Source organism: Peribacillus sp. SIMBA_075 (genome assembly GCF_046534585.1).
On record NZ_JAWRYN010000018.1, the window covers coordinates 1 to 13979 of the forward strand.

General features: G+C 38.5%; 16 protein-coding genes and 1 pseudogene. 12 read left to right on the forward strand and 5 right to left on the reverse strand.

Features of this window, described 5'->3' with window-relative positions; all coding sequences use genetic code 11:
* Positions 1-392: 392 nt before the first annotated feature.
* From SB775_RS14495 to SB775_RS14525, 7 genes are all read left to right on the forward strand, one after another.
* Complete coding sequence (locus SB775_RS14495) at positions 393-932, forward strand: DUF1572 family protein (RefSeq protein ID WP_410861993.1); 540 nt, start codon at positions 393-395, stop codon at positions 930-932.
* 166 nt (positions 933-1098) lie between these two features.
* Positions 1099-1482, forward strand: coding sequence for a YkvA family protein (locus tag SB775_RS14500; protein WP_289319763.1), 384 nt, complete (start codon positions 1099-1101; stop codon positions 1480-1482).
* A 154-nt stretch (positions 1483-1636) separates the two neighbouring features.
* Positions 1637-1993, forward strand: a complete 357-nt coding sequence (locus SB775_RS14505) for an MmcQ/YjbR family DNA-binding protein (protein WP_410861994.1) — start codon at positions 1637-1639, stop codon at positions 1991-1993.
* A 273-nt stretch (positions 1994-2266) separates the two neighbouring features.
* A complete protein-coding gene (map, locus tag SB775_RS14510) occupies positions 2267-3007 on the forward strand; it encodes a type I methionyl aminopeptidase (protein ID WP_061465100.1) in 741 nt (246 codons plus the stop codon).
* A gap of 251 nt (positions 3008-3258) precedes the next feature.
* Positions 3259-3612 (forward strand): DoxX family protein, encoded by a 354-nt coding sequence (locus tag SB775_RS14515; protein WP_081108899.1) that lies wholly within the window; start codon positions 3259-3261, stop codon positions 3610-3612.
* A 25-nt stretch (positions 3613-3637) separates the two neighbouring features.
* Positions 3638-4399: a pirin family protein gene (locus SB775_RS14520; RefSeq protein ID WP_410861995.1), complete on the forward strand. Its 762-nt coding sequence runs from the start codon at positions 3638-3640 to the stop codon at positions 4397-4399.
* 44 nt (positions 4400-4443) lie between these two features.
* Positions 4444-4890, forward strand: coding sequence for a MarR family winged helix-turn-helix transcriptional regulator (locus SB775_RS14525; RefSeq protein WP_089364118.1), 447 nt, complete (start codon positions 4444-4446; stop codon positions 4888-4890).
* Positions 4891-4961: 71 nt separating this feature from the next.
* Here SB775_RS14525 and fabF read toward each other — a convergent pair whose 3' ends face one another.
* Positions 4962-6197, reverse strand: a complete 1236-nt coding sequence (gene fabF / locus SB775_RS14530) for a beta-ketoacyl-ACP synthase II (protein WP_284469830.1) — start codon at positions 6195-6197, stop codon at positions 4962-4964.
* Between the two features lie 120 nt (positions 6198-6317).
* Here fabF and SB775_RS14535 point away from each other — a divergent pair, with 120 nt between their 5' ends.
* Positions 6318-7172, forward strand: a complete 855-nt coding sequence (locus tag SB775_RS14535; protein WP_061464629.1) for a helix-turn-helix transcriptional regulator — start codon at positions 6318-6320, stop codon at positions 7170-7172.
* Positions 7173-7342: 170 nt separating this feature from the next.
* Here the strand turns inward: SB775_RS14535 and SB775_RS14540 are convergent.
* Both SB775_RS14540 and SB775_RS14545 read right to left on the reverse strand, forming a co-directional pair.
* Positions 7343-7399, reverse strand: a pseudogene (locus tag SB775_RS14540) (DUF4083 family protein); the annotation flags it as partial.
* Positions 7400-7705: 306 nt separating this feature from the next.
* Positions 7706-7903, reverse strand: coding sequence for a penicillin-binding protein (locus SB775_RS14545; RefSeq protein ID WP_410862038.1), 198 nt, complete (start codon positions 7901-7903; stop codon positions 7706-7708).
* 320 nt (positions 7904-8223) lie between these two features.
* On the opposite strand from SB775_RS14545, the gene SB775_RS14550 reads away from it, so the two are divergent.
* Both SB775_RS14550 and SB775_RS14555 read left to right on the forward strand, forming a co-directional pair.
* Positions 8224-8841, forward strand: a complete 618-nt coding sequence (locus SB775_RS14550; protein WP_410861996.1) for a poly-gamma-glutamate hydrolase family protein — start codon at positions 8224-8226, stop codon at positions 8839-8841.
* A 334-nt stretch (positions 8842-9175) separates the two neighbouring features.
* Positions 9176-9340 carry a histidine phosphatase family protein gene (locus SB775_RS14555; RefSeq protein WP_410862039.1) on the forward strand — a complete coding sequence of 55 codons (165 nt, stop codon included), beginning with the start codon at positions 9176-9178 and terminating at the stop codon, positions 9338-9340.
* Between the two features lie 319 nt (positions 9341-9659).
* Here the strand turns inward: SB775_RS14555 and mleCBF are convergent, their stop codons facing one another.
* On the reverse strand, positions 9660-10502 hold the full coding sequence (mleCBF, locus tag SB775_RS14560; RefSeq protein WP_410861997.1) for a CBF family alpha/beta fold macrolide esterase: 843 nt from the start codon (positions 10500-10502) through the stop codon (positions 9660-9662).
* Positions 10503-10802: 300 nt separating this feature from the next.
* Positions 10803-11579 (reverse strand): 3-hydroxybutyrate dehydrogenase, encoded by a 777-nt coding sequence (locus SB775_RS14565; RefSeq protein WP_061464627.1) that lies wholly within the window; start codon positions 11577-11579, stop codon positions 10803-10805.
* 256 nt (positions 11580-11835) lie between these two features.
* Here SB775_RS14565 and SB775_RS14570 point away from each other — a divergent pair, with 256 nt between their 5' ends.
* Together SB775_RS14570 and SB775_RS14575 are read left to right on the forward strand one after the other, a co-directional pair.
* Complete coding sequence (locus tag SB775_RS14570; RefSeq protein WP_410861998.1) at positions 11836-12783, forward strand: 3-hydroxyacyl-CoA dehydrogenase family protein; 948 nt, start codon at positions 11836-11838, stop codon at positions 12781-12783.
* Positions 12780-13955 (forward strand): acetyl-CoA C-acetyltransferase, encoded by a 1176-nt coding sequence (locus tag SB775_RS14575; RefSeq protein ID WP_410861999.1) that lies wholly within the window; start codon positions 12780-12782, stop codon positions 13953-13955. The genes SB775_RS14570 and SB775_RS14575 overlap by 4 nt, the downstream gene beginning before the upstream one ends.
* Positions 13956-13979: the final 24 nt, after the last annotated feature.

A 13979-nucleotide genomic window follows, 5' to 3' on the forward strand; every position in this document is an offset into this window, starting at 1 on the left:
ATGTAACAAAGTGTTATATTTAGATGAAAAAATCAGTCTAATAAAACTGGTTTTTTCTTTTGTTATATTTTATACATTATTAGTCTAAATAACACTCTCTATTTTCATTTACTCCACTAACCATTCCCGTTTGTAAACCTCCTGATATCTTAATAATAATCTCCGGAAAATATACAAATTAATAATAACATTTCTTTACATTAATAATAATTTGAAGTCTTCATTTTTTATAATAGGTTAGGAGATATAACCAATAAACTAGGGATACGTAAAATGCCTTTTTTGGTGAGATTACGATATTTCACTTTAATTTCATTTACAATAAGTAGAGAGAATATTTCGTCATTTAAAATTTAGTAAAATTAAATTATGTTTTTAGGGAGGGCATGATTATGGATATTGGAAACGAATATTTAAAGATTGTAATCGAAAGGTTTAAAAGTGTAAAAAGCCTAGGAGATAAAACGATAAATCAATTATCCGAAGGGGAAATACATTGGACGTATAATATCGAGTCAAATAGTGTTGCAGTAATAGTAAAGCATTTGAGTAGAAATATGGTTTCAAGGTGGACTGATTTTTTAACGTCAGACGGAGAAAAGGAATATAGAAATCGTGATGAAGAATTTATAGATGATATATCTTCAAAATCCGAACTAACTATTGTTTGGGAAAAAGGCTGGAAAACCCTAATTGATACATTAACTAGTTTAAGCGAACAAGATTTATTAAAAAATATATACATTCGCGGAGAAAGGCATTTAGTTTTAGAGGCTATTGAAAGGCAGATGGCACATTATGCTTATCATGTGGGACAAATTGTTTTTATTGGTAAACAAGTAAAAGATAATAAATGGGAGAGTCTCAGTATTCAAAAAGGAAAATCGGAAGAATATTTAAAACAAATGCTTGATAAACACCAGGGAAAATAAACCAAGAATAGTATAACCCTGCTAAAAAAACACCTCGTTATTAAGCAGCGGGTGCTAGAGCTAAGGTCAGAGCTGTCTATATCGGGGAAGATTAGTGCAAAACAATCTTTAGTAAATTTCATTTTGTTATAATGAAAATAAAATCATTACTATTATAGGAGATAAAATGTTTAACAAAATGAAGACTTGGGCGAGAAATTTAAAACGACAGATTTTTATCCTTTACTTTGCTTGCAAAGATGAACGGATGCCTTGGTATGCAAAGGTATTTACAGCTTGTGTTGTTGCTTATGCATTCAGTCCGATTGATCTAATCCCAGATTTTATACCCATTCTTGGCTACTTAGACGATGTAATTCTCGTTCCAATAGGGATAATGATTGCATTAAAGATGATTCCAAAGAGTGTATTAACCGACTGTGAAGTTAAGGCAGAGGAAATGATGAAAAACGGTAAGCCGAAGAATTGGATAGTCGGCTCAATAATATTATTGATTTGGGTCTTAATTATAATATGGGCTATTAGTAATATTTATCGCTTAATTAATTGACAGATGCGATAGCTTAAGATCGGAGCTGTTTTTAAGGCGCTTTTTCCTTAAGGAACTAACGGGGCAGTTAGTGAAATAAAGCGTCCAGGGGTTATAATTAAGGATGCAGCTTTATTAAAAACTAGCAAGTTATTATGTTAGAGAAGGGGTTAAAATGAAAAATAGAGAGGGAGCTATCGGTTACTGTTTGGGAATGGGTAATACATATGAAGGTTATCCATTTCGTGATAAGAATTGGACGTTAATGCGACATATAGATAACAAGAAAGTGTTTGCGTGGATATTTGAAAAAGATGGCCATATTTGGATTAATGTGAAATGTGATCCCGGTTTTTTAGATTATTGGCGTCAGATTTACCATTCGGTAGTTCCGGCATTTCATCTTAATAAGGACCATTGGAATTCGATAATACTTGACGGTACTGTTCCAAAGGAAGCCATTTACGAAATGATAAAACAAAGCTATATGTTAACTAAAAAAAATAATAGTAAAGTTAATTTCAAAAAGTGAAGGCATTGATTCAGCAGGAAGGATTTATGCCTTTTTCTTATGGCACTAACGGGGGCAGATTAGTTCTATAAGAAAAGTGGAAGGTAAATCCAATTACTAGTATAGTCATATGTACTAGATCCTTTTTGTGGTTCCCTTTCTTGATCGAAGAAAAATTCAGCTGAGAGGTATAGTACCAAATAATTTACATTGCTTTTATTTTTCGAGAAAATAAAGGTACAATTAATACTTATATAGCTTATTAATGATAAAAGATAATGAGGTAGGATAAAAATGATTGCAAAAACAGAAGAAGATTTTAATGGTTTGAAGGAAATTGGCAAAATTATTGCTTCCATTAGAGATGAATTGGTACAAAGGACAATTCCTGGCATAACGACCAAAGAACTTGATGATATAGCCGGAGAACTTTTAGAAAAAGCAGGTGCAGTGTCAGCTCCAAAAGGTGTATATGATTTTCCTGGCTATACCTGCATTAGTCTTAATGAAGAAGTGGCACATGGTATTCCGGGTCATCGGGTTATTCATGAAGGGGATTTAGTAAATATAGATGTATCTGCTTCAAAGAACGGTTATTTTGCAGATACAGGAATCTCATTTGTGGTAGGAGAAGGAGAAGAAGTATTAACGAAAATATGCGATGTTGCTAAAAAGGCATTTGAAGCAGGTCTTAAGAAAGCAAAACCCGGTTCCAAAAAAAGCAGAATCGGAAAAGCAGTATTCGAAACAGCGAGACAGCATGGATTCACTGTTATCAAAAACCTTACAGGACATGGTGTTGGACGTAGAATACACGAAGCACCTGACCATATTTGCAATTATTATGATCCATGGGATAATGAAATATTAAAGGAAGGGATGGTTATCGCATTCGAACCATTTATCTCAACCTTTGAAGAAGAAGTGCTCCAAAAAGAAGACGGTTGGACCTATGCTACAGAAAAAAGCTATGTAGCTCAATTGGAACATACGATTATCCTTACTAAAGATGGTCCGATTATTGTCACACTTTAATTCAAGCGAGGATTCGATTGGTGTATCCCACATCAACCCGCTTAAATAAGGGAGTTGTTTGGCAGCTCTTTTTCTTATGAGCTAAAGGGGCAGGATAGTTGAAGAAGAAACAATTTGAATAATAGATAAAAAAACAACCCAATAACCATAAATCGGGTTGTTTTTTTGTTGACATAGACTTATCCTAATGTTAGGATAAAAAAGTACTAAGTTTAGGATAAATAATATTAGGCTAAAGGGAGAGAAAATAAATGACTGTTTTATCAATTATTCTTCAAAGTATATTAGGATTAGGATTCCTAATGTTTGGATTTATGAAGTTCGGTTCAAAGCAAATGGTGGATGAATTTGGGCGTTATGGGTATCCAGGAGGTTTTAGGATATTTACAGGTCTGGTTGAAGTTATTGGAGCAGTACTAGTTATCTCAGGTATTTGGAATGATAAGTTAGCTGCGTGGGGTGGTTTATTTATTGTTGGGACAATGCTTGGGGCAATTTTCACACACATCAAAATTAAAGATTCTGTAAGCAAAATGATGATGCCGATTGTCTTATTAATTCTTGGATTAATTGTATTACTTATAAATTTTGGCTCATTGCTTTAATTATTAACATAAAGGAGGAATGAGAATGGATATTAAAATTATTAAACCACAGGATCAGGCGTTTGGGCAGTTTGATGGCGGTAAAATAATAGAACAAAAACCCATTGGCTTTTCTGGAGAAGGATCACTAATAAATAGGCTAGGACCATTATTTTACTGGGCATGGGCAAAATCTGAGGGCGAAGGTGGTATTGGTTTTCATCCTCATCAAGGTTTTGAGATATTAAGCTACAACATTAAGGGGAGAGGTCGTCACCAGGATACTCTTGGTACGATTAGCGAAGTAGGTGCTGGTGGTGTTCAGGTGATGCAAACCGGCTCAGGTGTGCATCATGCCGAATCTCTTCTTGAGCCGTCAGAAGGGTTTCAAATTTGGTTCGAGCCGCACTTAAGCAAAGCCATAAAGCGAACACCCACTTACTCAAAATACGTGCATGAAGATTTCCCAATCACTTCGGAAAACGGTGTAATGACTAAGACGATATTAGGTGAACATTCACCAATCAATCTCGTGACAGATGCCAAAATGTACGATGTTGAACTTGGAAATGGTGCAACCTATAATTATGCTCTTTCACCTAATCGGACACTAGCTGGTTTAGCTATTAGAGGTAATGGCGGTGTTATTGATGAATTGGAGGTTTCATTTGATAATAAGGATTTCATCATTATTCAATCAGAGAAAGTTGAAAGCTTTACCATTCAGCCTAAAGGTGAAGAACTTCGGATGCTGCTAATAGAAATTCCAGTTGAAGTTGATTATCCTTTATACAGAAAACCAAGATAACCTAAATTGAATTTTAAAAATTATTGTAATAGGAGGTTCGGTGAATGTATCAAGGAGATGAACAAAGTCAGTTGGATTTGAGGTTGTTGCGTGTTTGGCTGAAAGCTTCCCAAGCTGTTTCTGAAAACGTACTGAAAGATATTGAAAGTCATAATATTAGTAGGGAAAATTTTATGATTCTTGAATTGCTTTACAATAAAGGTCCGCATCCTGTCCAAAAGATCAGTGAGACGTTCTCTATTCCAAGTGGAAGTATCACCTATGTCGTAGATAAGTTAGAAAAGAAAGGGTTTGTAGAAAGACAACCAAACCCTAATGATAGAAGGGCTTCTAATGTCGTCATAACGGAAGAAGGAAAAGCACTTTTTGATAAGATTTTCCCAAAACACGTTGCAACAATCTCAGAAAATGTTTCATTCATTACTAACGAAGAGAAAGAACAATTAATTTATTTATTAAAGAAAATAGGAATAGGGGCACAAAGTTTATAAGACCCATTACTAACTAAAGGTTCTCTTGAGGATCTTTAATTTTAATAAAAAAAATACGAGCGAAATTTAATTCACTCGTATTTTTTTAAAACGATAGCTGCATTATGACCTCCAAAACCGAATGAATTGGATAGACCAATACTTATTTCCACTTTACGAGCAACACCTGGTACATAATCCAAATCACATAATGAATCAGGCTTTTCTAAGTTGATGGTTGGAGGAATAATTCCTTCCTTTAAACTTTTTGCCAAGGCAATTGCTTCCACGCCTCCTGCTGCTCCTAACATGTGACCAAGCATGGATTTATTAGCTGTTATTGGGATTTGATAAGCTTTTGATTCAAATAGTTTTTTAATGGCCAGTGTTTCAGATCGATCTCCCACTTCTGTACTTGTTGCATGAGCGCTAATAACATCAATCTCTTCAGGAGAAACTTTTGCATTTTTCAAAGCCATTTTCATTGCAAGATAGGCTCCTTTACCTTCTGGGTGTGTAGCTACCATATGATAGGCATCAGAACTCGCACCATACCCAATGACTTCTGCATAAATTTTTGCATCTCTTTGTAAAGCGTGAGACAAAGATTCCAAGATTAAAATTCCTGCTCCTTCTGACATGACAAACCCATCTCGATTTACATCAAAAGGACGGCTAGCTTTAGCTGGATTATCGTTTCTCGTTGATAATGCTGTAGCATTACCAAAACTAGCTAAAGATAAATCTGTTATAGCTGCCTCTGCTCCTCCTGCAAAAACGGCATCTGCTTCTCCAAAGCGAATAAGTCTGAATGCCTCACCAATAGCTGTATTTCCGATCGCACAAGCAGAAACAGGTGACATAGTAGGTCCCATTGCGTTCCACTTGATACTAATTTGGGCTGCGGCAGCATTTGAAATCATGGCAGGTACCAGGGTTGGACTAACTCGTCTTGGACCTTTTTCTCGAAGAGTATCCACATTATCAATCAATGTTTCAATTCCTCCTATCCCCGAACCGACATATACGCCAAGTCTTTCAAGATTGATATCATCAATATCTAAATTAGAATCAGTCCAGGCTTGTTCGGCAGCAGCCAAAGCAAATTGAGAAAAGCGATCTAGACGTCGGGCTTCATTTTTTCCTAAAATATCATCTGCATTAAAATCACGAATAATTCCAGCAATTTTTGCTTTATGATTGCTTACGTCAAATGTATCAATAGAGGAAATGCCCGATTTCCCCTCAGTCAGATTTCTCCAAAATTTATCTACGTTGTTGCCAATAGGAGAGACTACTCCCATTCCGGTAATAACGACTCTTTCCATTTTTCATCACTCCAAATGAATAGTATATTTGTATTATACTTCGGGATTATCCTATTACAAGTGAGTGTTTATCCTGGTATAATAACTACTAAGTTAAATGTTATGATGGAGGTTTTAGAAATGGATGATAAAAACAGACTTGAAGCTTTGTCTTCATTTTTAAAAACGAAGCGATCCCAAATAAAGCCTGAATCTATCGGTATACCTGCTGGTACACGGAGAAGAACACCTGGCTTACGAAGAGAAGAAGTGGCACATTTGGCTGGAGTTAGTACTACTTGGTATACGTGGCTCGAGCAAGGTCGGGATATAAAGGTCTCTACAAGCGTATTGGATTGCATATCTACAGCTCTACAATTAAATAATGATGAACGAGAGTATCTATATGATTTAGCTTTAGAAGTGAAATCACCCATTATTGATCGAAAGAAGGATCAGCCAAAACTTAGTCCTTCTTTGGAAAGAATTTTAGCTGAGTTGATGTACTGTCCTACTATCATTACAGATCGACATTGTCATATTGTAGGCTGGAACAATGCTGCTGCACATGTATTTTTAGATTTTGAACAACTCCCGGATGATCAACGAAATTTGATCCATCTAGTATTTACAAGAAAAGAATTAAAAGCATTAGCTGTGAATTGGGAGCATTTTGTTAAGGGGTTTCTTTCCATTTTCCGTGCCTATTATGGTCACTACTTAGGTGATGAATGGTATAACCTATTTATTAAGGAAATGAGTAATTCTCACCCGGAATTTCAGTCTTTATGGCAAGAAAGTCAAGTGAGTAAAGCTCCAGAAATGATGATTGAATTTAGACATGCTAAAGCCGGAAAGATGTTGTTTAATTTAACTTCTCTTAAAGTCCAGGGGGACATGGACTTAAGGTGCAGTATCTATACACCAGTAGATGGAACAGCTACAGAAGATAAATTAAAACGATTAATGAAGAAAATCTCCATTGAAAGTTCATAAACCAGCAAATTTAATGTGCCGAAAAATGCCAACTAAGGTGTTTTTTCTTCTTAAGCTAACGGGGGCGTAGCTTAAGATTGGAACTGTCTTTATGGGGAACATGTCTTTTGTGTCGCATAAACAAAGTGTGGGAACAAATGAATTGGAAATCATAAAAGAAATTATTCTCTTTAATCATTTTCAAGTAGCTCAATTATTCTATCAAGTTTTTGTTCTATGCTGTAACTTAACTTAAATTGGTTAGTTCAATACAGTGTCATTAATAAAGGCTCTTTTCGTAAAGATTGTTGTTTTTAAAACGAAACTATTTAAGGTTGATTGGAGCGGAAGTGCGAGACTCCTGCGGGAGCAGCAGGACAGGTGAGAGCCCCACAGGCGTTTACGCCGAGGAGGCTCACCGTCCGCACCAAGGAAAGCGAGCATCCGGAGGGGAAATCAACCACAACTCACTACCTGGTAAATAGCAACAAAGTATGTGAAAACAGCCTTAATAAAAGAAGATCCTTCAAAAATGAAGGATCCCCCTAATATCATTACTCGATGCGAAGGGCTTGGATGTCCCGGCAGTCAACTATAAGGATAGTACCGGGTTCTCCCTCTTCGTCCCTGAATCGGGCACAACAAGTATTTTTGTCAAAGGCAAGGAAGATAACATCTTCAAGAACTGTGCCTCCAGATAAAAAAACGTCTACTTCTGTACCAGGACTCAAACGGCGTAAAGTATTACATATACCATCGTTGGACTATTTTAGTAAGATCGCTAAGTTCTTAGTTTGTCTCTTAGTGTGAGGGTCATCAAGAAGCTGTCGATTTTGCGGAGGCTGCAGCAAATATGGATCGTCAATTCAGTCAGTTCAATAATATGGGGATGGACACCTTCTTGAGAGGGTGTCTTTTTCATTTGAAAATAAATGTTGAGTTTCTTTACACATCGCGTTGATTTAGTAATCTAGCAATTACATTCAACGTTATTTTAATAGAATTATGGTCCTACTATTAAGAACCTTCCTATCTTTGGCGAATATCATATAATTACAAGGAGGTTTTTTTAATGGCAGATTTATACGCAAATTTTGCAGAGCTACAAGCTAATGAAACATACGGTATAGACTATTCTATTACTGTACAAGAACATCCGACTAGTGATATTACGGTATTTACACCACATGGTGGAGGTATTGAGGTTGGCACATCAGAAGCGGTAATTGCGTCCGCAAAAGACATTGCTAATCTATACCTGTTCGAAGGTTTAAAATCTAGCAACAATGACACCCTTCATATTACCAGTGCCAACTTCGATGAGCCTCAAGCCGTGCAACTGATTACATCTAAAGCGCGAGCAATCTCCCTTCACGGATACTATGACCCAGATAACCAAACCATTCTATTAGGCGGTTTAGATACAGAATGGCGTGATATTTTTAAAAAAAAATTTACAAGAGCAGGTTTTAACACCGTTATCGCCAACTCCACGACAGGATATCAAGGAATCGAACCAACCAATATCGTGAATAGATGCTCTTCAGGTGCCGGAGTCCAGTTAGAACTTAGCACCGCCTTACGTAAATCCTTTTTCCAAAACGGTGATTGGTCCATAGCAAACCGCATAAACACTACAAAGACCTTTGATAAGTTTATCCAAGTCATCCGTAGTGTTATTACTAAGTAAGCCCTGCTTGGACAGTTCAGCAAATCCATATCTAGTGTTTTTTCTCCAATTGTATAAATTATCTTTAATATTTCCATTAAATTTAAAGCGTGCTTAATTAAGTTGATATCGTTTTGCTTGTTTGAAGTTTGTATTTCTACCCAAAGATTTACATTAGATTTAGAAGGATAGTAAAAACCTTCTAAACCCTCTATAAAATCCTCTAGGATTTCAAATGTTTTAGGAGCTGTTCCCGATACAGTAAATTCTCACCTGCAACAAGGTACTTAAAAAGCCCTAATGCAGGATTTCAATTTGTAACAAATACCTCAGTTTTAGTTCCACCAGAATTCATATATGGTCAAGTACCTTTCTTCGTGCTAGTAAAACTGCTGAAATTTTATCCAATGCTATCAAATGTCGAGTAGCATTCTTAGACGAGTTACGAGAGAGGCAAGATATGGAGAGTAAATTTGACTTTACGTTACGAGCTCAAAATGTACTTTCCTATTACAATTGATTGAAGGTTTTCTTTAATTACCACCCGAAATTAATGCTGTGCGGTTCAATTCTGATAATACAGGTACATCTTCTTGAGTATACCGAACATCCATAATAAACTTATTAGATTTTTAAACAGTGCCACGCATTATGGGAGCGCTAATAACGATTTTTAAGTAAAGGGAGCCCAATTTCTAGAAACTGGGCTTTATTAGGGATATCGATAACGTGGTAAACCCACATTTTTCTTTAATCCTACTAGGATTATTCATTTTCAAAATTTGAAAGTATAAAAAGGCAGCCACCTTACATAATGGCTAATTTTGCAACTTATTAATTTATCGCGAAGTAAGCTTTATAACTGAATCGATAATTTCATCCCAGTCCTCACTATGAATCTCATGTCCTGATCCATCAAGGGTCACTAATTCAGCATGAGGGATGGCTTTTGCAAGAGCAAGCCCGTGCTCGTACGGCAAGGCTGGATCTTCTGTGCCATGAATGATGAGGACAGGTATGCTGATCTCACCCATTCTATCAAAATATTCGTCTCCTCCAGCAAGCATGGCATGATTAAATCTGCTTTGTAGCTGTTTGGCGCGGTCCGCCTCTCTTTTTGCCAGTTTATACATTCTTTCCTGCTCATAAGGTTTGGAACCGGCTAAAGTTTTCCATCCATCTGCAAGAAAAGCGATGGCCGCCTCCCGATTTGACCAATCCATGAAAGCACTCTTTGCATGGTGATCCAATATGCTCTGGTCCATTGGAGGCAGTTTTTCCATTACAGTCCCGAACACACTTGATGCAATTAACGTAAGCGTGTTTACGCGTTCCGGATATCTCAAGGCAAGAATCTGGCCGATCATACCGCCTAGCGACATTCCGACGATAGAAGCCCGCTCTATGGAATAAGCATCCAGGACACCCGCGGCATCGTCAGCCATGTCCGTTATTGTATAGTTGGAGGTACCCGGTTCATAAATGACCGATCGCCCCAGATCCCGATGATCGTACCGAATGACAAACCTCCCCGAATCAGCGAGGCGGTGACAGAAGTCCTCATCCCACCAGTCTAATGAAGACATTGCCCCCATGATCAAAAGCACAGCAGGGTCCTTTGGGTTTCCAAAACTTTCTGTACATATATCGACTTTATTTATTTTCAGTATCTGTTCACTCATGTTTTTTACCTCCGTATTAAATATTAACTAATAGCCGTTACCATGGCGAAGATCAATAAATACTTCCCGGAGCATATGATTGGCCTGCCCCTTAATTATCGCAGTCTAACCCACTTAATAATCATGACGCGGCCTCCTTTTAATAGTTGTAAAATGGGAGGTATCCCTATATTACTTTAACATGTGCGAATTCTTTATACCACCAAATTTTTCCATAACCCCATAAAGGCAGAAAACCCCGAATACAGAGCACCTTTTTTGGTGTCATTTATTCGGGGTTTATTGTAGATGTTTTTCCTTTTATTGTGCTGTATATCCGCCATCTAACACGACTGCTTGGCCTGTGATGCCCCGTGCTTTGTCGCTTGCGAGGAAAATGGCGTAGTCGGCAATTTCACTTACATCAAGTAAGCGGTTTTGTGGGACAAGTGGATAGATGACCTCTTCCAAAACGCTTTCTAATGGTACTTGTCTTGTTTTCGCCAGATCCTCCAGTTGACCGCGGACGAGTGGTGTATCTACGTATCCTGGGCAAAGGGCATTGACGGTAATGCCAAAAGAGGCGCTTTCCAAGGCGGCGACTTTCGTTAATCCGATTACACCGTGTTTGGCACTATTGTATGCTGCCTTGTTGGCAAATCCAATCAGGCCGTTAATGGAAGAGATGTTGATGATTCTGCCGAAGCCCTGTTCTTTCATGATGGGCAAAACGTTCTTAATTGAAATGAATGGGGCGGTCAGCATGATTTTGATCATCAGTTCAAATTTTTCAGTTGGAAACTCTTCAATTGGTGCAACATGCTGAAGGCCGGCGTTATTGATGAAAATGTCTATTCGTCCGTATTTGTCTTTAGCTTGTTTGATTAGCTGGATAATATCCTCTTCACTTGTTACGTCTGCTTTTAAGCCGATAACTTCCAAGCCTTTGTTCCTTAGGTCTAAAGCGGCTTTTTCAACTGTGTTTTGATCAAGGTCGGACAAAACGACCTTTGCGCCATTTTCAGCAAATATCTTTCCAATCTCAAAACCGATTCCTCTAGCAGATCCGGTAATTATCGCCACTTTATCTTTAACCATTTTACATTCCTCCAATAAAAAATGTAATGGTCCAGGACTGTCATTTTATATAGTAAGCAGGGAATATTTCACAATGTAAGCTCAATCGGAAATATAAAGGGAAGGTTATAAAAATATGGTTTAGGTTAATGAGTAAGAGTCTATCATGATTTTCTGGATAAAAAAAGAATTTTATTTCCCCTTATCGTTGGCATAAATATTGCATATATAAAAAGGTGAGTAAATACAGGTAATTGAAACGGAAAGGGGAAGCTGGATGATTAAAAAAGTTGCCATTATCGGTTCAGGTGTAATGGGAAGCGGGATCGCACAGTCATTTGCAGTAAGCGGGTATTTCGTGACCATTAACGATATAAAGGAAGATTTGCTATATCATGCCCAAAATCGAATTTCTGAGAATCTATCACTGCTCATTGAGGAAGGGGTTTTGACTGATGAGGAAAAGCAAGACGCTTTAGTGAATATTACATACAGTGTAGATTTGAAAGGGGCAGTAAGGGATGCTGATTTTATCATTGAGGCCATTCCGGAAGTCATCGAGCTGAAGTTAAATCTATATGAGCAAATGGAGGAAATGATCAAACCGGATGCCATTGTTGCTTCAAATACATCGACTTTTCCGATTTCTCAATTGATGGGGAAGGCCTCATTTGCGGACAGAATGGTCATCACGCATTTCTTTAATCCTGGCCATTTGGTTCCATTGGTTGAAATTGTTCAGCATGGCGAAACAAAGCCGGAAATCGTCAAGGCAACTATGGATTTAATGCGTAAAATCGGCAAGTCTCCGATTCTCTTGAAAAAAGAAATAGCAGGATTCATTGCCAATCGTCTCCAGACTGCCTTGATGCGGGAAGCCTTTTATCTATTAAAAGAGGGCGTTGCCGATGCTGAGGATATCGATACAGCGATAACGGCTGGACCAGGTTTTCGCTGGGCATTTACAGGGCCGATCGAGATTGCTGATTTTGGCGGACTGGATACATGGCAGCGTGTTTTCGATAATGTTTCACCGGTATTGGATCAGAGTAAGGAAGCCCCTGATTTGATTCGTGATTTGGTTGCTAAGGGAAAGCTTGGGACGAAGTCGGGAGAAGGGATTTTTACGTATGAAGAATCTACCGTTTCCCAGAAAATCAATGAGAGGGACCGTCATTTTATTAAACTGGGAAAATTAAAAATGGAGAAGGAGGAAGTATTATGAGAGAAGTAGTGATTGTAGGGGCAGCAAGAACACCAGTTGGTGCGTTTGGTGGCAGTCTTGCCAATGTTTCAGCGGTTGAATTGGGAGTTGTTGCAGCTAAGGAAGCGATTAAGCGGGCAAATATCTCGGCTGACATGATCGATGAGGTATTGATTGGGAATATTCTATCTGCTGGATTAGGGCAAAATGTGGCACGTCAGGTTGCGATTCATGCAGGGGTTCCGGAAACAACGCCAGCCATGGCCATTAATAAACTTTGCGGATCTGGCCTCCGTACGGTAATAATGGGGGCACAATTCATTGCCCTTGGTGATGCAGATGTGATTCTCGCCGGGGGTATTGAAAGCATGAGCAATGCCCCGTATTTACTTCCAAATTATCGTTTTGGACAGAAAATGGGTAATGCCGAAGCAGTCGATTCCATGACATATGACGCCTTAACGGATGTTTTTAATCAATATCATATGGGCGTGACTGCGGAGAATATCGCCGAGCAGTGGGAAATCAGCCGTGAAAAGCAGGACGAATTTGCTTTAGATAGCCAAAGAAAGGCTGAAAAGGCCCAGCTTGAAGGACGATTTGCAGATGAAATCGTACCTGTTGAATATAAACGCAGAGGAAAGACGATCTTGGTGGACCAAGATGAACACCCGCGTCATGGGCTGACGATAGACCAGCTAGCGAAGCTGCGTCCTGCTTTTAAGGAAAATGGAACGGTTACGGCAGGAAATGCATCCGGAATCAATGATGGGGGTGCGATGTTAGTCCTAATGTCTAAAGAAAAAGCGGACGAGCTGGGACTGGAAACGTTAGCAACAATTAAGTCATATGCAAACGCCGCGCTTGATCCGAAAATCATGGGTTACGGTCCAGTGCCTGCGACAAGAAAAGCTTTGGCAAAAGCGGGATTGACAATAGATGATATTGATTTGATGGAAGTGAACGAAGCCTTTGCGGCACAGTCACTTGCTGTGCTTAAGGACCTTGAGCTGAAGCCGGAGAAAGTGAATGTAAATGGCGGGGCGATTGCTCTGGGTCATCCTGTAGGTGCTTCCGGTGCCCGGATTTTAGTGACTTTATTGTATGAAATGAAACGTAGGGATGCAAAAACAGGCCTTGCTACATTATGTATCGGTGGCGGACAGGGAACTGCGCTGATTGTGGAACGGTAATGACTTGGCCCCATTTTCCTATGA